This window comes from Aliidiomarina sp. B3213, from assembly GCF_003290085.1.
Lineage (GTDB): Bacteria > Pseudomonadota > Gammaproteobacteria > Enterobacterales > Alteromonadaceae > Aliidiomarina.
Genome location: NZ_QMKJ01000002.1, coordinates 210,983 through 230,741 on the forward strand (window position 1 = coordinate 210,983; position 19,759 = coordinate 230,741).

Genomic DNA, 19,759 nt, shown 5'->3' on the forward strand with positions numbered 1-19,759 from the left:
ATCACCTCTTCTCTCTCGCGGAAGCTTTAGCCGCCGCTCGTAATTTGAATCACGTCTCTTAAATCAACGCGACCAATCGATTCTAAATTCAGGACAACGCCTTGGGCGCCACCCATGCTGACACTTTCAACAAACGCATAAGAAAGCGCTGGAAGTGCTTCCGCTTGTTCACCCATGCGTCCAGAAGCTTCAATGACATAATCGCCATTTGGCGCTTTCGAGCCGTCAGGTAAAGTACCGTCCCATTCAAACGTGTGCTGACCCTGTGGCATTTGTCCCATATTGACCGTGTGTACTACTTCGCCTACTTCATTTTTAATGCGAACGGTTACGTCTTGGCCGGTTTGTGGCAAAGAAACAATGCCCTCTACCGGTTTTTCACCGTCAAAGTAAGCTACATCGGAAGGAATCAAGACTTTCTGGCCTACTAAGCCTGAAGCCTGTAGTGCTTGATTCGACGTCATGCTCTCGGCAAAACCTCTGAATTCATCTGTAAGCTGAGTAATACCTTCAGCCATTGTGAAGTTCGTCATTTGCGCGATCATTTGATCGTTCTCTACGGGCTTCGTAGGATCTTGTTGCGCCATTTGCGACGTCAATAGCTTAAAAAAGTCTTCCTGGGAAAGCTTTTGGTCATTCGGATTAGCCGCTTGTGCGGTATCCTGCTCTCTCCAGTACAGCGACTCTACTGCAGCGTTCGATACATTATTCATCGGTTTTACTCCGCTTTAGACTATGCTCTCTGACCCATGCGAAGTGTGCGGCTTAATAACTGCTTTGCGGTATCCGCTAGCTGCACATTGGTTTGGTAAGAACGCGAAGCAGACATCATGTTCGCCATTTCTTCCATCACATTCACATTAGGCTTATATATATATCCGTTGTTGTCAGCCATCGGGTGGTTTGGTGAATATTCCATAACCAGTGGTTTCTGACTTTCAACAATTCCCAGTACCTGAACACCCATGCCGCCAGAATTTGCCATGCTTCCCTGACCAGGTTGGCCGTTTAAAGCTTGTTGCAACTGAGGCGCGAATACAGGATGACGTGCGCGATAAGTTTCACCTGCTGAGCTACTTACCGAGTTTGCATTCGCCAAGTTACTCGCCGTGGTATTTAAACGAACGCTTTGTGCACTCATTGCAGTGCCCGCTATGTCTAATACGTTATAAATACTCATCGTTATTGTCCTCCTAGCGCTTTCTTGACCCCAGATACTCGACTGTTTAGGAATTCAAGACTCGCTTGGTACTCTAATGCATTTCGTAGATACAAGTTTCGTTCCACCTGTACATCGACGGTGTTACCATCACCCGTATCTGGTTGATTTGGAACACGAAATTTCTCACCTTCAGGGCTTCTTAGTGTCACAGTGAAGTGTCTTTCGTGGGTTTGATTCAAGGAGAAGTCTTGCCGCTGTTGCGCGTTTGCCAGGGCAGTTCGAAAGTCAATATCTCGAGCTTTATAGCCTGGAGTGTCTGCGTTAGCGATATTACTAGCCAATACTTCCGCTCGCCGCTCTCTTACTAAAAGAGCGTCAGGATGTATACCTAGCGCGTTATTCATATTGATCGACATAAATTTGTCTCCTATGTAGCTACAGGAGATAAGAGCAATATTTATGCCAAGTTATGCACGTAAAATGTATTTTAGAAGGGAGAGATGTCTTCGCCGCAAAGCGGCAAACCTTGCCGCTTATTACCGGTTAGCAGAGTACAACGGTTAGGTTTTGCGGCGATACAAAATACCGGGGTTGCAACGAATCATTTCAAAGTCCTCATTAAGACCAGATATAGATTCAGATGCCCCAAGCATCAAATAGCCGTGAGGCTGCAAAGAAGAACGAATTTGCGTAAGAATTTTCTTTTTATTCTCAGGTGAGAAGTAAATAAGTACATTACGACAAAACACGATATCGAATTTTCCTAACAACGTGTAACTGTCGAGTAGATTCAAATGCCTAAAAGACACCATTTTGGTGACTTCTGCTTTCACACGCATTTTTTTGTCGTCGGCAGGCTCAAAGAAACGCTTTTGTCGTTCAGGCGTTAACCCCCTTGCGAGCGCTAACCCGTCGTACTCGGCTTTCTTCGACTGCTCCAACACCTTATTGGAAATGTCTGTACCCACGATATCTAGCCCTTGGGTTAAATGCCCTGGGTTTTTACTCTTGTATTCAAGAAAGCTCATGCCAATGGAATACGCTTCTTGACCAGACGACGATGCAGCAGACCATATTCTTAAAGGTCGCTTTAAGTCTTTAAAATCTGGAAATATTCGATTCTTGAGAAGCTCAAACGGGTAAACATCTCTGAACCAGAGCGTTTCGTTCGTAGTCATCGCGTCGAGTACAGCCGAACGCAGAGCGCGCTCACTGAATTGCATCGACTTTTTAACGAGCTCAGAAAGTGAGTCAATATTAAATTGATTCATTAACGGAGCTAGTCGACTTTTAACCAAGTAGAGCTTGTTCTCACCAAGCACGATACCGCACTGATGTTCCAAGAATTCTCGAAATTGGTCGTATTCGGTATTTCCTAATTCGCGATTCGACACGTACTGCAAACCAACCTATTTTGATTATTCAGAGACCGCAGCTGCTTCCACTTCAGGGCCTAGCCAACGCTTAACGGCACCTGCGAGTTCATCAGGGTGAAATTTCGCAATGAAGTCATCCGCCCCAACTTTCTTTATCATCGCCTGATTAAACACGCCACTCAAGGAAGTATGCAAGATAATATGCATATTTTTAAGATCAGGGTCAGCTTTTACTTCTGCTGTTAAGGTATACCCGTCCATCTCCGGCATTTCAATATCTGAAACCATTAATGGTACAACTTGGCTAATGTCACCCCCAATTTCATCTGCTTTGCTGCGCAGCCAGGTAAGTGCCTCTTTCCCGTTTTTCATGGTTTCCATCGGAATTCCTAACGGCTCTAGCGCCCGTTTTATCTGATTTCGGGCAACTGCTGAGTCGTCCGCGATAAGCAAGATAACCTTGCTCCAGTCGCGATCTCCGGTTGGCGCTGAGCGAAGCTCTTCGCTAATTTCGGTGTTGGCAGGTGAAATCTCCTCAAGGATTTTCTCGACGTCAATTATTTCTACCAACTCATTATCTATTTCTGTAACCGCAGTTAAGTAGCTTGTTTTACCAGCGCCTTTCGGTGGTGGCATAACATCTTCCCACTTAATGTTCACTATTCGCTCTACACCTTCAACCAAAAAGCCTTGGACCGACCGGTTGTATTCGGCGATTACAATAAAACGGTTCTGGATGTCTTCAATGCGCTTACCCGAGGTTGCCAAGCTTAAATCGATAACCGAGATGGCTTGTCCGCGAATATGCGCAACACCGCGAATAAACTTATTGCTATGGGGCATTGCGGTGAGCTTAGGGCACTGCAGCACTTCTCTTACTTTAAACACGTTTATACCAAAGCGCTGACGACCATGAAGTCTAAATAGCAAAAGCTCCAGTCGGTTTTGCCCCACTAATTGAGTTCTTTGGTTTACAGAATCAAGGATGCCAGCCATGGTGTTCTCCATTTTTTGCAATTCACCGCGCCAAAATTTTATCGGCACAGCCTTTGCATTAATTCTTAGCAGAAATAAGTAAATGTTTAATTTGCAGCAAAAAGTACCTTATTCATCGTCTTAAATGACGAAAACTTGACAGTAAGTTTCTTAGATTGGTGCTTTATCAGCCATCTCAGTCTGCATTTCAAAGTATTTTACTTAGTGTAGTTCAAAGTTTGATTAATAAAACAGCATTATAGAGGATCGAGATCATGAAAAAGCTAATCTTTTTGGTTTTCATTGTTTCAATACACTACTCGGTTCATGTTCGAGCACAAGATACAACAGTAAACGACGCGCATAACCTGGTGTCTGCGCAAGACATTACTGAGGCGGCAGAACAATATATTCGAGGTCAGTTAAACGAGAACAATGGGCGCATTGAAGTTGCAGCACATCGCCTCGACCCTCGCGCTCCAGAGCGCCACTGCGAACAGCCTCTAACAGTAGAATTGGCGAATAACCAAAATTTAGATCGACAAGCTACAGTTCAAGTCGCTTGTGCCGATAACATAAACAACTGGCGTATGTATGTGCCGGTAAGAATAGCACGCTTACAGCAAGTCTTAGTTGCCACCCGTACGTTAAGTAATGGTCATGTTATAAGTGCAAACGACTTTGAGATGCGAGAAGTAGACACCCAGCAATTAAGAGGTTCTACGTACACAGATTTGAGCACCATCATTGGCGCCAGGTTAAAACGCCGTGTACAAGCGTCTGAAGCCTTGCAAGCTCGCGATATGTGTTTTGTATGTAGAGGCGAGCAAGTCACCATTATTTCAGCTATCGGTAACTTAAGAATCGAAGCGACAGGTAGAGCACAACAAGACGCGGTATTGGGTGAAACCATTTCGGTGATTAACACCCGAAGCGAAAGACGTATTCAAGGGCGTGTATCAGGAACAGGACAAGTCACAATAAATCAATAGGTTATAAAACTTGCACAAAAAAGTTTTATTTTTTGTTAAAGTATTCAGTTCTCGCGCCGATAAACTGGCTGTAGAGGATCTATTGTAGGGGCAAAACAATGGCTATAGACAAGTTAAATTCAAATGTAAATCAAGCGCTGAACAATGCGCGTGCCGAGCAACAGTCTCGCGCAGCACAGCAAACGACACCCAATGCGACTAACGCTCCGCGTCAAGACGCAGTGTCTCTTACGCAAAACGCACAGCAGTTAACTCAGCTACAGCGTAAAGCGGCGAGCAACTCAGGTGTTGACCAAGAGAAAATTGATCGCATCAAGAAAGCAATTACAGACGGTTCTTACTCAATCGACGTGGAACGTTTGGCGACAAAGATTGCCTTCTTTGAAAGTGACATGTTTGGTGAAGAAGTATCTGAAGGATCTCGCGGTCGTCGTTAATATATGACAGCCCTAATCGACTTACTTCAATCTCAACTGGAACGCCTTCAAGCGATCCACCAGCTGCAAGAATCAGAAGTGAAAGCGCTCGAACAACGCGATGCCCCCGCGTTAGAGCGTATCACCACTGAAAAAACCGAACTTCTCTCCGCACTAGAAACAACCGATAAAACTCTAGCGGAGCATCCCGAACGCGCGCACCTGGAAGAAAGCCCAGACCTCATTACATTACGAGAAAAAATCGCTGAATTGCTTACACAAGTGCAAGCTCAGAACGAGGCGAACGGTCAGTTAGTTCGGCTTACGCTAGGCCGAATTCAAAACCTAAAACAGCAACTACAAACTGTTCATGGAGACAACGCCACAACCTATGACCAGAAAGGAAATACCCGAAGTGGGTTAAGTGGAAAAGGCATTAAAGCTTAACGCTCAATGCCTTTTGTAGGTTCTTATTCTGGGTGTTCTTACATTAGTAATAGATAACGTTTCTAACGCGCTGAGGGCGAGAAGTACTGATATAAAGGTTATGTACACGCTCGAAATCGATTCTTAACTCTGTTGCATAGTACTCACCGACAGGGTAACTGCGAACAACTTCTGCACCACGAATTAAGCCGCTTACTTGCGTGCGAAACGAGTCACTTTCGATAAGCATGTCACTTACCTGTGTTTGTCCGTCTAAATAAACGCCTTGAATTTGCTCTGCTAACTCACGATATGCTTCTAAGCGTGAAGCTCGAATGGCAAGCAAAATGCGTTCTTGTTCATTGTCAGACTGTTGATTAGCAACTGGCGCATAACCTGTTGCCGTCACTACAGGAAAGTCATCTGGTGTTTCTGTCGTGTATTCGACATGACGGGTCATGCTTGAACACCCTACCATTAAAGATAAGGCGACACCGCCTACTAGGGTTTGTAGTGTTTTTTTACGCCCTAATTTCATAGCTAACTCCCGTCTGAAATTCATGTGTACTCTTATCGGCACAAAATCTGCATGGCTTTAGCAGAATTTAGATATCGTAGAGCGAGTGTCAAAAATGCGGCAAAAATGGCTTTTAATTATTCAGCTGAGTCTTCTTACAGCATTCATCACATTTACGTCTACACCTAGTTTTTCGGCACAATGGTACGAAACTCAAGGGTGGGCACCAATTATTAATGGTGACTTAGAAGGTGCTCGTGAAAAAGCTATCGAAAACGCCCTACGCCAAAGCTTAGACCTTGCCGGTGGGCAAATTGAAAGCGTAGAAGAAGTGGTAGACGGTGTTATTACTGGCCAAAGTATTCAATGGCGAAGTCGCGGCAGTATAGAACACGTTGAACTTGTGCGTGAGCGTACCAACGGAGAACGCCATGAAGTTACACTTCGAACGCTAGTGCAACCTCAAAACGCGAGTTGCGGCAGTGCTCAATTTCAGCCCACAGCTGTACTCACTCATTTTGAAGTTATGGACGACAGCCAGCTTCGCCACGGTGCAATTGACGATATCCCATCTGCGAGTGCTTTTCGCTTCAGTCGACTACTGGGTCGCCATAGCCAAAAGCTAAATATTCAGCACTTCCTAAGTACCCCGCAAGGTTTAGTGCAGCGTATGCGCGCACCCGACAGCACCGAACTTGAAGACTGGGCAAGGCACGTGGGTTATGAACACGACAGCCAATATGTAATTGCCGGTATATTTCACGACTTAAGTGCAGAGCCCGTGAGTGGTGCAAACTTAACGTTTTGGCGCCACCCCAACTATGAACGTCACTATGAACTCAGTATTTATCTTATTGAAGCAGCAAGCGGTAACTTGATCACGACCGCTAGCGTAAGTGGCACTGCGCCATGGCAATTTGAGTACAACGAACAGGTTAATGTGAATAGCGAGTCGTTCTGGCAAAGTGCATTTGGCGAACAGCTCGAATCCAAAATGCGTGACGTAGTTTACGGTTTTGACGAAAAGTTACAGTGCGAGCCATTAAGAGGTCGTGTGGTCAGAACTCAAAGCGATAGTGTATTCATTAACTTAGGTACTCAACACGCTATTTCAGAGGGACTGAGTGCCCGTATATTACATCGCGGTGGATTCTTCGACGCGCAAGGCCATTACAGAGAGCAATGGGTAGTTAACCCGAACAGCTTCACCGTATCGCAGGTAAATGGTAGCTCAAGTACGTTACAAGCTAGCGAATCTAGCCACACCTTGGGTGTACAAGTTAGAGACATGGTTGTTTTTGAATAAGCCTTACTGACCGCGAGCGAGTACCTGGTTTAACGCCAGCTCTGAACTACCTGACTGCTTATACTGCTGCGCCAGAAACAATTCCGCGCAAGCAATAGCGTCGGCTAAAGCATGATGTTGGTGATAATTAGGTAAGCCGTAACGCTGGCAACACGTATCGAGCTGCAGAGACTTTCCCGACAATACTGCATTTTGGCGGTTTAGAATTTTTCTTTCTGCGCGCAAAGTGTCATACCACCCCGCAGGTTGCCAAACCATACCCTGCGCCCGCATAGCGTTCATTAATAAGGTTTTGTCGAAAGCAGCGTGATGTGCAACTAAATAGGCCCCTTGTGTTGCTTCTCTTAACTGTGAGAGTACATCTTGAAGCGGTTCACCATCTTGAATATCGGCGTGAGTAAGCTGATGAACCACAGCACTTTGGTTCAAGTTCAGTTGCTGCTGAATAACCTGATATTGCCCTTTTCCCAAAGCTACAAACGGCGGTTGAATAGGCACCCAACCTACGCTCAATATTTCGGCTTTTTTGAGATCAGTGCCATTGCTTTCACAATCAACCGCAAACCAGGGCTTACTGCGCCAGTCGCCACCTGATGCGAACCATTGCTTCCATGCCGCCATTACAATTGACGACCAAACTTGAAGCCCATAGCTTGCTGAGCGTCTTTAACCACACGAAATGCTGCTTTTAGCTGACGTCTTTGCAAGGTACTTAACTTTTCGGGCGCTATAGAATTGCTCGGCTGACTCGCATTCGACTTATAAAGCTGAGAATGAATACGTAAGTGCACCAAAAACTGCCACGCTTCGAGTAAGTTCTGATTATCTCTGTCCGTAAGCCACTTACTTCCTTTCAATTGCTCAAAGCGGTCCGGAATAGCGGCGTCTGTAATCTCTTCGGCAATGCTATACAGACGAACAATATCGTTCACTATAGCTATACCGTGAGTTTTAACATTAAGGTATTCCCCCGTTTCGTCATGCTTCGTTCGAAAACGGTTGAACAACCCAAGCGGCACTGGGAGTGTAGCGATATGTCTAGCTATATTTGCCAAGAACACGTCACTTTTGCCAATTTTAGCCACTTCCTTTCTGTGCTTTTTATAAAGCCTTTCACTTCCAGCAATGGCTCGGCTATCAAAGAAAATCATAGAGTTCAAAATAGCGTCGGGAGTTGGCGAGCGCACCCATTGCTTAAACGTGTCTTGCCACTCGAGAGTCGTCATGCGCCATTTGGGGTTCATGGCCATCACATTGCCTGGGCACAAGGGAATACCCGCTGCGGCTAGTCCTTGGCAAACGTCTTCTGCTAACTTGGCAAACCAATTACGCTGCTCTTCGGTAACTTCATCGGCTAACAGAAGACCATTGTCTTGGTCTGAGCCAAAGGTTTGATCAAAACGAGCCTGCGAGCCGAACGCTAACCAAGTGTAAGCGCATGGAGCACTACCATGTTGTTGCTCAAATAACTGAATAAAGCGACGGGTGAGCGCATCGGTTAACGACGCCAACAACTTACCCAATGAAGCGTTGTCTTTAATTCGACTCCCAAAACTATGCAAGTACTCGGGTATCTTCAGCGCCTCGGAAATTAGCGCTTCTCGAGTAGTTGCCTTGGATAAAGCATTGAGCAGCAGCACTGGTTCACTGCGCTGCTGTTGCATGAGGTCGGTGACTGTTACCACACCTAGTACTTCGTCTTTTTTACTCAGTACCGGTAAGTGGTGAACATTGTGTTCTCCCATTACCGTTAAAGCATCGAATAAGCTTTGGTGCTCATACACGGTGGCTGGCGACTGAGTCATCACCGCACGTGTGCTCACCGCTAACTTAATGCCTTTCGCGACAACACGCGTTCGAATGTCACGATCGGTAAGAATTCCTCTTAACTGACCATCTTCAACCAACAACAAGCTAGAAACGCCCTCTTCAGCCATAATTTGAGCCGACTCTTGAATAGAGGTTGTTGGTGAAGTTTGTACGGCCGAGCGACGCAAAACCTCTGAAATAGGTTTTATGGTCCAATCGACAGTTTCTTTCGCGTGAGCTTCACTAAGTAAACGCTTGCCGTGAGCATCCACAAAATACTGCTCAAAAGCAGTGCTACGTTTGCGCAGTTCATGAAAAACGTCTGCTTCCCATGTCCACACAATTCCGTCTTGAATCACCTCAATGCGATTGGCAGCCTTACGGCCAGTAAGTAAAGATGGGAAGCCAAACAGATCGTCAACTTCTAATCTAGCTAACGCTTGGCCTTGCGGTGTTACGAGGTCGTATGTTCCGCTTCGCACTAAATAAAGTAACGACTTACCGGAACGTACAATGTCTTCTCGGCTTTCGCGACTGAGATACATCGCCTGCATATGGTTAAATGCATAGTCGAAATCCGCCTCAGACAAATTATCGAAAGGCGGAGTTTGAGCGAGTGTATCTCGGTCGCTAGCCATATGGTTTAATGCAACTCTTCTAAGCTTCCTACACCCATATGGAACAGCGTGAAGCTATAGATATCTGCATATTGTTCGATAGTTTTAGACACCGGCGTACCCGCACCATGTCCAGCATTCGTTTCAATACGAATTAACTGAGGCGTGTCGTCGCTTGCCTTTGCTTGAAGTTCCGCTGCAAACTTAAATGAGTGCGCCGGAACTACGCGGTCGTCGTGGTCGCCTGTAGTGATTAAAGTTGCAGGATAACTCACATTTTCCTCAACATTATGCACTGGCGAATAACCTAGCAAGTAATCAAACATTTCTTCACTATCTTCCGACGTGCCATAGTCATAAGCCCAGCCAGCACCCGCTGTAAAGGTATGATAGCGAAGCATATCAAGTACACCCACCGCAGGAAGAGCTACCGCAAACAACTCGGGGCGCTGCGTCATTACCGCACCTACTAGCAAGCCGCCATTCGAACCACCGCGAACGGCTAAACGATCAGAAGACGTATAATCTTCCGCGATCAAGTACTCTGCTGCCGCGATAAAGTCATCAAATACATTCTGCTTTTGCATTTGCGTGCCTGCATCATGCCAAGCTTTGCCGTATTCACCGCCGCCACGCAGATTGGCAACCGCATAAACACCGCCCATTTCTAACCAAGCCGCATTTGCCACGCTAAAAGACGGAGTTAAGCTAATATTGAAGCCACCATAGCCGTACAAAATAGTTGGGTTAGTACCGTCGAGCTCTAAACCTTTCTTATACGTAATAATCATCGGAACCTGAGTACCGTCTTTCGAGGTATAGAACACTTGCTTCGACTCGAATTGGCTTGAATCGAAGTCTATTGCTGGCTCGCGATACACTTCAGACTCACCCGAGTCTGGCTGATACGCATAAATGCTAGATGGCGTGCTGTAATTAGTGAAGGTGAAATACAATGTTTCATCTTCACGCTTGCCACTAAAGCCACCTACACTGCCCACGCCCGGCAACTCAACGGTACGAATATGCTCACCCTCGTAGTTGTATTGCTCGATTTGAGAAATGGCGTCAACCATGTACTCCGCAAAGATATAACCGCTACCGGTGCTCGGGCTCAACACATTCTCCGTTTCCGGAATAAAGTCTTGCCAATGCTCTGGAGTTGGATTGCTTGCATCAACAGTAACTACACGCTGATTTGGCGCGTCTAGGTTAGTTAATAAGTACAAAGTAGAGCCACGAGTGTCTAGCACGTACGTGTCTGACTGATCGTGATCAAGCACTGTTGTTAATCCCGCTTCTGGGTTCTCTAAGTCACGAATGAACATCTTGTTCCCAGACGTTGAGTTCGCACCATAGATAAACAAAAAGCGATTGTCTTCACTTACAGAAGCTTGCACGTAGCGGTGTTTGTCGGCTTCTGTACCACCAAACACCAACGCATCCTCAGATTGTGCAGTGCCTAACTCATGGTAATAAAGTTTATGTTGATCTGTTTTCGCAGAAAGCTCACTACCTTCTGGCTTGTCGTAACTTGAGTAGTAAAACCCTTCGTTCCCAACCCATGAGATACCGCTAAACTTAACATCAACAATAGCGGGCTCTAATTGCTCACCCGTTTCAGCGTCAATCACAATAATCTTACGCCAGTCACTACCACCTTCTGAAATTGAGTACGCGGCAATAGAGCCGTCTTCAGAAAATGTTAGCTGTGCTAAAGACGTTGTCCCATCTTCACTAAAGGTATTCGGGTCTAGAAAGACCTCAGGCTCTTCACCGTCTTTTTGACGATACACAACATATTGGTTTTGCAGACCGTCGTTACGATAAAAGTAGGTGTAATCTCCCTCTTTAAAAGGTGCACTCACTTTTTCGTAGTTCCACATTTGCGTTAAACGTGACTCAATATCTTCACGATAAGGAATCGCTTCTAAATGCGCGAAAGTCACGTCGTTTTGCGCAACAACCCAAGCTTCAGTTTCAGCGCTTCGGTCGTCCTCCAACCAACGATATGGGTCTGCAACATCACGGCCAAAATAGGTGTCTATAGTGTCACCTTGGCGCGTTTCAGGATAAGTGATTGGCGCATATTCATTCATAGTTACTTCTGAATTTCCTTGTTGCTCGTCGGAAGCAGGTGAGCAAGCACTCACCAACCCAACAGCTACTGCACTTAATAATAAATGTTTCATTGTGCCCTCTGGCTTTGTCTACTGTTGTTATTCGAAAATTGGCGTTTGCGAAGCACCCACAAGGTCAATCACAAACGCATATTCTTGCGCAACTTCCTCTAAACGAGAGAAGCGACCAGACGAACCACCATGTCCCGCATCCATATTGATACTAAACACTAATGGATTATCGTCTGTTTTCAGATCACGCAACCTTGCTACCCATTTGGCAGGCTCGAAGTATTGAACTTGAGAGTCATGCAACCCTGTAGTCACCAAAAACGCAGGGTAATCTTGCGCGCTCACCTGATCATATGGTGAATACGATAGCATATAGTCGTAGTAAGGCTGATGTTTCGGGTTCCCCCACTCATCAAACTCATTTGTAGTTAACGGAATACTCTCATCGAGCATCGTGGTTACTACATCTACGAACGGTACATGCGCAACAATTCCGGTATAAAGTTCAGGTGCCATGTTTGCAACGGCACCCATTAATAAACCACCAGCACTTCCTCCCATAGCAACCACTTTTTGCGGATCAGCGTATCTTTCTGCAACCAAAAACTCAGTCACATCAATGAAGTCGGTGAATGTGTTTATTTTATTGAGCATCTTGCCGTCTTCATACCATTGACGTCCCATCTCTTGACCGCCACGAATATGGGCTATGGCGTATACGAACCCGCGGTCAACCAAACTCAACACACTTGAGCGAAAGTATGGGTCAGAAGAAGAACCGTAAGAGCCATAGGCATATTGATAAAGAGGCGCGGTTCCGTCTTGCTCAAAGTTCTTATGGTGCAATAACGTTACAGGAATTTGAGTTCCGTCATCGGCTGTCGCCCATACTCGCTCGGTAACGTAGTTGTCTGAGTCAAAGTCACCTACAACTTCTGTTTGCTTCAACTCAACTTGCTCACCTGTTTCCATATCAAGCGCATAGGTAATAGTTGGCGTAGTTAACGACGAATAATTGAAGCGAAGTTCTTTCGTGTTCTGTTGGTAGTTCGTAGAAAACGACATGACATAAGCTTCTTCGTCGGTTTCAATAAACACGCTTTGTTCCAAGTCTTCCCATGGCGCCACACGAATACGACGCAAACCTTCACTGCGTTCATTAATCGCTAAATAATCAGAGAACACTTCAATACTTTGAATCATCACATCTTCGCGATGAGGAACAACAATTTCCCAATTGTCACGGCTACCTATCTCGTCGGCGTCAACTTTCATAATTCTGAAATTCGGCGCGTCCCAGTCGGTGGTGATAATAAAGTCACCTTCAAGGTGGTCTACGGTATAAAGCACATCGCGCTCACGCGGAGCAATAACCTGTAATTCACCGTCCGGCGTGTCTGCGTCGAGTACATGCACTTCGCTAGACACCGTGCTCTCTAGATCGATAACGACATAGTCATGATCAGTGGTGTTATATACCCACATATAAAAGGTGTTGTCAGTTTCTTCATACAGCAACTCTGCCGAGTCAGCAGGTGTGCCCACTTCATGTTTTAATACACGGGTACTCAGTAAGGTTTGCGGGTCGTTTTCAATCACGAACAATGTTTTATTGTCTTTTGCCCAAGCAATAGCTGCCGACAAGCCAGTTAGACCGTCATTGTGCTCTTCACCCGAAGCAATATGACGCACGCGCAATTCATATTGGCGTCTACCACTGGTGTCGACCATGTAGGCAAGCCATTGTTGGTCAGGGCTCACTTCCCAGTTACTCACAGAGAAGTATTCAAATCCTTGCGCCAACTCGTTCACATTCAGTAGGGTTTGCTCTTGCCCAGTTTCCAAATGTTTACGCATATAAATAGGGTATTCCTGCCCTTCTTCATAACGTGTTGAATAACTGTAGTCGCCCAACGGATAAGGAACAGACTCATCGTCTTGCTTAATTCTTCCGATAACTTCTTCAGTAACACGCTCTGTTAGCTCAGAGTAATGAGCACGATAGCTGTCGTAATACTCATTTTCCGCCTCTAAGTAAGCAATAATCTCAGGGTCTTCACGGCTGTCGTCACGTAACCAATAATATGGGTCAACGCGATTACCTTGCGGCGACTCTACTGTATAAGGCCTTTGTTCAACATCAGGCGGTGTAACTTCAGTTTGCATAGACTCCGAGCTCTTTTGTGAGCAACCAGAAAGCGCAACGACAAATGTCATTGCACCCAGCCAAGTTGCGCGCGATACGAATCCGTTTATTGTATTCATTTTATGGTCCATCTCCTAGTTAGTTCACCTAGACTATAACAACTAGGATTCAAGGCAAGCGCCAGCAACGAAAGGTTACAAAAAAGCCGCTGTTCGAGCGAACAACGGCTTCTCATTACACATATTTATCGAGTGCTATTAGTGGCCAGTAGCAGCACCTGAACCTTTCGGATAACGAATAGACTCAACCATTTCTTGAATTTCGTCTGGTGCGTCGTCAGTAAATTTCAGCACCACATTCGCTACGATAAAGTTAAGGATCATGCCCACTGTACCAATACCTTCAGGGCTAATACCGAACAACCAGTTTTCTGGTGAATCAGCCGCAGGGTTGATGAAGCGGAAGTAACCGATATACGCAAGAGTAAACACGATACCTACTACCATACCTGCAATTGCGCCTGTGCTGTTCATGCGTTTATGGAATATACCCATAATAATCGCAGGGAAGAACGAGGACGCGGCTAACCCGAAGGCGAAGGCGACCACTTGGGCGACGAAGCCGGGCGGATTAATACCAAACCACGCTCCTATAACTACCGCCACCAAGGCTGCCACACGAGCATAGATAAGCTCCTGCTTGTCGGTTATGTCTGGCATTAACGTTCGCTTCATCAAGTCGTGAGACACCGAGCTCGAAATAACGAGCAACAAGCCTGCCGACGTTGATAACGCTGCAGCCACACCACCGGCAGCTACCAATGCAACCACCCAGTTCGGTAACTTCGCAATTTCAGGACTTGCTAGAACAATAATGTCAGCGTCTACACGCATCTCATTACGCTCATCATTCGAATAGAACATACGACCATCACCGTTCTCGTCGTTCCACTCGATAAGACCTGTTTGCTCCCAGTTATTCACCCAACTTGGTGCATTTTCATATTCCACACCCTGCTGAGCTTCACCGTTAAGCGTATTCAAGATATTTACTTTAGTGATCGAGCCGATTGCAGGTGCAGTGGTATAAACTACAGCAATAAATACCAAAGCCCAGCCACCAGAACGACGTGCATCACGAACTTTCGGTACAGTGAAAAAGCGAATAATTACGTGTGGTAAGCCCGCAGTACCCACCATCAGAGCCATCGTAATTGCAAACACGTCTATTTTCGACTTCGTGCCCTCAGTGTAGGCTGCAAAGCCCAACTGTTGAGACAACCCGTCTAAACGCTCAAGCAAGTATGCTCCTGAACCATCGGCTAGTGTCGCGCCAAAACCTGTTTGCGGTAACACATGGCCTGTCATTTGAAGGGTAATAAATACGGCTGGAACTGTGTATGCAAATGCGAGTACGCAATACTGCGCTACTTGGGTATAAGTAATACCTTTCATACCACCGAGCAAAGTGTAGAAATACACAAGAGCCATACCAATCAATACACCGGCGGTAATGTCTACTTCCAAGAAGCGGCTAAACACTACGCCTACACCGCGCATTTGGCCTGCAATGTAAGTAAACGACACAAGAATTGCACAAATAACCGCAACGGTACGAGCAGTTTGTGAATAATAGCGGTCGCCGATGAAGTCTGGCACGGTAAACTTACCGAACTTACGCAAATACGGAGCCAAACAAAGCGCCAGTAGTACGTAACCGCCAGTCCAACCCATCAGGTATACACTTCCGTCGTAACCTAGGATTGAAATAAGGCCTGCCATTGAAATAAAGGAAGCTGCAGACATCCAGTCAGCTGCAGTTGCCATTCCGTTTGCAACAGGAGGAACGCCGCCGCCTGCAACATAGAAGTCTGTCGTTGAGCCGGCACGAGCCCAAATCGCGATACCGATATAAAGGGCGAATGACAATCCCACGACTATGAATGTTAGAGTTTTAATATCCATCGTGATTATTCCTCATCCACTTTGAATTTGCGATCGAGCTTATTCATCTGCGAGATATAAACGAAAATCAGAACGATAAACGTATAAATCGCACCTTGCTGAGCGAACCAAAAGCCCAACTTAAAGCCGAAGAAAGTAATGTGGTTAAGTACGTCAACCAAGATGATTCCAAATCCGAAAGAAACTAAAAACCAAACACTCAAAAGCTTGAGCATAAGTGAAAGGTTTTCCTTCCAGTAAGCTTTGGCATGGTCTGCTGATTCAAATGCCATAATGTCCTCCTGTGAGGTGTTGTTCACATTTGTTGTTTTTTTGACCGTGACAGTATTGTCGGGTTTTGCCCATTAAAAAATTGGACTTTGGTCGAATAGGTAGAACGCCTAATTAATGTGGTATGGTCAGAAGCACTCAAACAGGGAATAAGAAACACAGAATATGCTTACAATTCTTATTGGTAGCGCCCTTATTTATATTGCGGTGCTCTTTGCTATCGCCATTTGGGGTGAAAACAAGAAGTCTTTCGGTTACAAGCTAAGTTTGCATCCGTGGGTATATGCCCTGTCTCTCGCTATTTATTGTACGTCTTGGACTTATTACGGTGCGGTAGGTAATGCTGTAAACGGTGGCTGGAGTTTCTTACCGATCCTACTAGGCCCAACACTACTCTATATTTTCGGGCTACCTATTATTCGTAAAATGGTGACCATTTCTAAGCGCCACAATGTCACCTCCATAGCCGACTTTATTGCTTCCCGGTACGGCAAAAGCCACCGAATGGCACTAGTTATTACGCTGATTAGTGCGGCAGCTATTATTCCGTATATCGCTTTACAATTGAAAGCTGTGGGCAGCACCTTTGACTTCTTGGCAACAACACCGGTTGAAAGCAAAACAGACTCTTTTAAAGAACTTACAATAGCCATACTTATGGCCATGTTTGCCATAGCTTTTGGTACCCGCAGAATCGACCTCACGCAATATCGCAGCGGTATGATGCTCGCCATTGCTTTTGAGTCATTGGTAAAACTTCTCGGCCTATGTGCAGCTGGTGTATTTACTTGGTGGATTTTTAAAACGCAGCCCACTACAGAACTGTTATCAATAACACGCACTACCAATTGGTCTTTCGCAACCTGGCTTACTCCAGAATTTTTATTGCAGTTACTCATGGCTGCTGGGGCTATTTTATGTTTACCGCGCCAATTTCATGTCAGCGTTGTCGATAACGTAAAAACCTCTCACTTGGATACCGCACGCTGGCTTTTCCCACTTTATTTAGCACTGACGGCGGCTGCCATTAGTGCTATTGCTTGGTTTGGACAACCGCTAGTTGGCAATTCAGTAGGCGGCGAAGTGTATGCGTTAGAAGTACCCCTACAAGAAAATGCTATTTGGCTAGCAACTATTGTATATATCGGTGGTATTTCAGCTGCCACAGCCATGGTCATTATTGCCACGCTAACGTTAAGCACGATGTTCAGTAACGACGTTATTTTACCCATTTGGTTAGGGCGTTCGGGTCAGCGCATGAAAACCACGGGGCGCTTTTATTCAGGCGTTACCACCATCCGCCGTATTGCGATTGTAGTTATTCTTATTCTCGGATGGCTCTGTTACCACCTATGGATGGCTAATTTTAACTTAGTCAGTATCGGCTTACTCGCGTTCTCACTTGTACTGCAGTTAATACCCGCACTTATTGGAGGGCTGTACTGGTCGCGCGGACATGCTCAAGGGGTATACTTGGGGCTGCTTACAGGTCTTGGCGTATGGGTGTTCCATATTCTTGTGCCACTAATGCAAACCGGTAGCCACGAGCACGAAACCATAATCACCTTCGGAACGCTATATTCATTGAGCGCAAATGCTTTGGCGTATGTTGTATTTAGTTATTTAGCGACCCCTTCCCTACTCGACAAAATACAAGCTACTGCTTTTGTTCATCCTCGAACACAGAAGCATCAAGTCAGCGAAGAAAAAGCGCCTAAAGCACATGTGAGTGACCTCATTGTTTTATTGGAAACATTGTTAGGTGCGCCCAGAGCAAAACAATTGCTTTCCCAATACCAGTCACAAGAGCAACTTTCTCCGCAAGATCTAGTCACTCGCCCTTTTATTGACTATGTGGAACGCGCAATCGCTGGTGTGATTGGTGCGGCAAGTGCGCGCTCATTAGTTACGGCCGCATTGGCAAACCGCCAACTCAACTTAGAAGAGGTGGTGAACTTCTTCGACGACACCACTCAAGCTTTAAAAACGCAACAGTCGATTATGTTCAGCTCATTGGAAAACCTTGCGCAAGGTATTTCAGTGGTCGACCAAGAATTGCGTTTGGTGGTATGGAACAAGCGCTACCTGGAGTTATTTGACTACCCTGAAGGCATGGTACAACCAGGTAGGCCTATTGCAGATCTCATTCGCTACAATGCGGAGCGAGGAGAATGCGGTGTGGGTGAAGTAGAACAGCTTGTAGATAAGCGCTTACGCTATATGCAAGAAGGCTCACCACATCGTTTCATTCGCAGACGTTCAGACGGGCGCGTCATAGAAATGGTGGGTAACCCGCTACCCAGCGGCGGATTCGTAACCAGTTTTACCGACGTAACGGAGCATATTGAAACCCAACAAGCGCTAGAAGATGCCAATATCGACCTTGAAGCTAGAGTGAAGTCACGCTCCAGTGAAGTTCGTGAAATCAACCGCGAGCTCACGGAAGAAATTGAACGCCGTAGGTTGATCGAACAAGAGCTACAACTAGCAAAAGCCGAAGCGGAACAGGCCAATGCGAGTAAGACCAAGTTCTTGGCGTTGGCTAGCCACGACATTCTTCAGCCGCTAAACGCCGCCCGCCTGTACCTTTCAGCAATTGACGAGGCGGCGGTAACTGTTGAATCTAGGCCGCTCCTTTCCAAAGTAGAAAATGCACTCGACTCTACAGAGAACTTGCTGAGCTCGCTGTTAGCCATCGCGAAAATGGAACAAGGGGCGATGCTGCCGCAGAAAAAGCATGTTGCTCTGAAAGACATCCTTGAGCCTCTCATTGAAGAATACAATGTGTTAGCGCAAACATCGCAAGTGGCGTTCAGGGTTAAAACTTACGACGCAGTCGTACATACAGACCCAACGTATCTGCGCCGTATCGTTCAGAACCTGCTTTCTAATGGTATGAAATACTGTGAACAGGGTCAGGTTTTACTCACCGTACGCAAACGCCAACATGCAGTTGAAATTCAAGTTTGGGACACGGGACCTGGAATTCCAGAAGGTCAGTTCACACAAATTTTCGAGTCTTTCGTGCGTTTACATAAAGGTTCAGTGAGCGGCGTTGGCTTAGGATTAAGTGTCGTCAAACGCATGGCCGACCAACTCGACTATCCGATAAAGCTTCGCTCTACACTGGGTAAAGGAAGCTGCTTTAGCGTGACCGTTCCACTAGGGGACGCAAATCAATTAAGCATAAAGCGACCCGCGTTTACGCGTTCAGATGCCTTGAAATCTTCTATGCATATTCTTTGCGTGGACGACGCTCAAAGCAACCTAGATGCGCTGGAAGCGCTACTGCAAAAATGGGGACTGAAGTGCATTCGTTTTCAGCAACCTCAGCAAGCCATTGAGTGGGCAAAGTCGAACGCCCCAGTAGACGGAATGTTACTCGACTATCAATTAGGTGACGACGAAATCGACGGTATAGAGCTTGCCCAGACACTTCGAGAAATATGGCAAACCTCTGTGCCAGGGGCACTGGTTACCGCAGTACGTGAGCCGGAAGTTAAGCAACGAGCACAAAGTCAAAAGCTCGCTTACCTCAACAAACCGGTGAAACCAGCACAGCTGAAATCGTTTTTGAAAATACTAGAGCGATAAAGCGAGGGCCTTTGGAAATGCAAGCAACATCCTTGTTGCCTGCCGACCCGTAGATAT

17 protein-coding genes are annotated in these 19,759 nt (G+C 46.0%); 5 read left to right on the forward strand and 12 right to left on the reverse strand.

Annotation, left to right across the window (positions count from 1 at the left end):
* Positions 1 to 26 precede the first annotated feature (26 nt).
* From DQX04_RS06230 to DQX04_RS06250, 5 genes are all read right to left on the reverse strand, one after another.
* The gene (locus DQX04_RS06230; protein WP_111915045.1) at positions 27 to 713 is read right to left on the reverse strand and encodes a flagellar hook assembly protein FlgD; all 687 of its coding nucleotides are present in this window, start codon (positions 711 to 713) and stop codon (positions 27 to 29) included.
* A gap of 20 nt (positions 714 to 733) precedes the next feature.
* Complete coding sequence (flgC, locus tag DQX04_RS06235; RefSeq protein ID WP_111915046.1) at positions 734 to 1,180, reverse strand: flagellar basal body rod protein FlgC; 447 nt, start codon at positions 1,178 to 1,180, stop codon at positions 734 to 736.
* Positions 1,181 to 1,182: 2 nt separating this feature from the next.
* Complete coding sequence (flgB, locus tag DQX04_RS06240) at positions 1,183 to 1,578, reverse strand: flagellar basal body rod protein FlgB (protein WP_111915047.1); 396 nt, start codon at positions 1,576 to 1,578, stop codon at positions 1,183 to 1,185.
* A 144-nt stretch (positions 1,579 to 1,722) separates the two neighbouring features.
* On the reverse strand, positions 1,723 to 2,556 hold the full coding sequence (locus DQX04_RS06245; RefSeq protein ID WP_111915048.1) for a protein-glutamate O-methyltransferase CheR: 834 nt from the start codon (positions 2,554 to 2,556) through the stop codon (positions 1,723 to 1,725).
* 24 nt (positions 2,557 to 2,580) lie between these two features.
* On the reverse strand, positions 2,581 to 3,534 hold the full coding sequence (locus tag DQX04_RS06250) for a chemotaxis protein CheV (protein WP_111915049.1): 954 nt from the start codon (positions 3,532 to 3,534) through the stop codon (positions 2,581 to 2,583).
* Positions 3,535 to 3,788: 254 nt separating this feature from the next.
* On the opposite strand from DQX04_RS06250, the gene flgA reads away from it, so the two are divergent.
* The 3 genes from flgA to DQX04_RS06265 all read left to right on the forward strand — a co-directional run bounded on the left by flgA (position 3,789) and on the right by DQX04_RS06265 (position 5,368).
* Entirely contained in the window at positions 3,789 to 4,505 is a 717-nt protein-coding gene (flgA, locus tag DQX04_RS06255) for a flagellar basal body P-ring formation chaperone FlgA (protein WP_111915050.1), read from the forward strand.
* A gap of 98 nt (positions 4,506 to 4,603) precedes the next feature.
* Positions 4,604 to 4,942: a flagellar biosynthesis anti-sigma factor FlgM gene (flgM, locus tag DQX04_RS06260; protein ID WP_111915051.1), complete on the forward strand. Its 339-nt coding sequence runs from the start codon at positions 4,604 to 4,606 to the stop codon at positions 4,940 to 4,942.
* A 3-nt stretch (positions 4,943 to 4,945) separates the two neighbouring features.
* Complete coding sequence (locus DQX04_RS06265) at positions 4,946 to 5,368, forward strand: flagella synthesis protein FlgN (RefSeq protein ID WP_111915052.1); 423 nt, start codon at positions 4,946 to 4,948, stop codon at positions 5,366 to 5,368.
* A 43-nt stretch (positions 5,369 to 5,411) separates the two neighbouring features.
* Here the strand turns inward: DQX04_RS06265 and DQX04_RS06270 are convergent, their stop codons facing one another.
* Complete coding sequence (locus DQX04_RS06270) at positions 5,412 to 5,909, reverse strand: LPP20 family lipoprotein (protein ID WP_243618917.1); 498 nt, start codon at positions 5,907 to 5,909, stop codon at positions 5,412 to 5,414.
* Between the two features lie 70 nt (positions 5,910 to 5,979).
* Between DQX04_RS06270 and DQX04_RS06275 the strand changes: the two genes are divergently transcribed.
* Positions 5,980 to 7,170 carry a flagellar assembly protein T N-terminal domain-containing protein gene (locus DQX04_RS06275; RefSeq protein ID WP_111915053.1) on the forward strand — a complete coding sequence of 397 codons (1,191 nt, stop codon included), beginning with the start codon at positions 5,980 to 5,982 and terminating at the stop codon, positions 7,168 to 7,170.
* Positions 7,171 to 7,173: 3 nt separating this feature from the next.
* Here DQX04_RS06275 and DQX04_RS06280 read toward each other — a convergent pair whose 3' ends face one another.
* From DQX04_RS06280 to DQX04_RS06305, 6 genes are all read right to left on the reverse strand, one after another.
* Complete coding sequence (locus DQX04_RS06280) at positions 7,174 to 7,791, reverse strand: 3'-5' exonuclease (RefSeq protein ID WP_111915054.1); 618 nt, start codon at positions 7,789 to 7,791, stop codon at positions 7,174 to 7,176.
* Complete coding sequence (locus DQX04_RS06285; protein WP_111915055.1) at positions 7,791 to 9,617, reverse strand: DUF294 nucleotidyltransferase-like domain-containing protein; 1,827 nt, start codon at positions 9,615 to 9,617, stop codon at positions 7,791 to 7,793. The genes DQX04_RS06280 and DQX04_RS06285 overlap by 1 nt, the downstream gene beginning before the upstream one ends.
* Positions 9,618 to 9,622: 5 nt before the next feature.
* Entirely contained in the window at positions 9,623 to 11,788 is a 2,166-nt protein-coding gene (locus DQX04_RS06290; RefSeq protein ID WP_111915056.1) for a prolyl oligopeptidase family protein, read from the reverse strand.
* Between the two features lie 27 nt (positions 11,789 to 11,815).
* Positions 11,816 to 13,993, reverse strand: coding sequence for a S9 family peptidase (locus DQX04_RS06295; RefSeq protein ID WP_243618919.1), 2,178 nt, complete (start codon positions 13,991 to 13,993; stop codon positions 11,816 to 11,818).
* A 138-nt stretch (positions 13,994 to 14,131) separates the two neighbouring features.
* Positions 14,132 to 15,838, reverse strand: a complete 1,707-nt coding sequence (locus DQX04_RS06300) for a sodium:solute symporter family protein (protein WP_111915057.1) — start codon at positions 15,836 to 15,838, stop codon at positions 14,132 to 14,134.
* Between the two features lie 5 nt (positions 15,839 to 15,843).
* On the reverse strand, positions 15,844 to 16,110 hold the full coding sequence (locus DQX04_RS06305; protein ID WP_111915058.1) for a DUF4212 domain-containing protein: 267 nt from the start codon (positions 16,108 to 16,110) through the stop codon (positions 15,844 to 15,846).
* Between the two features lie 163 nt (positions 16,111 to 16,273).
* Here DQX04_RS06305 and DQX04_RS06310 point away from each other — a divergent pair, with 163 nt between their 5' ends.
* Positions 16,274 to 19,702, forward strand: a complete 3,429-nt coding sequence (locus DQX04_RS06310; protein ID WP_111915059.1) for a PAS-domain containing protein — start codon at positions 16,274 to 16,276, stop codon at positions 19,700 to 19,702.
* Positions 19,703 to 19,759: the final 57 nt, after the last annotated feature.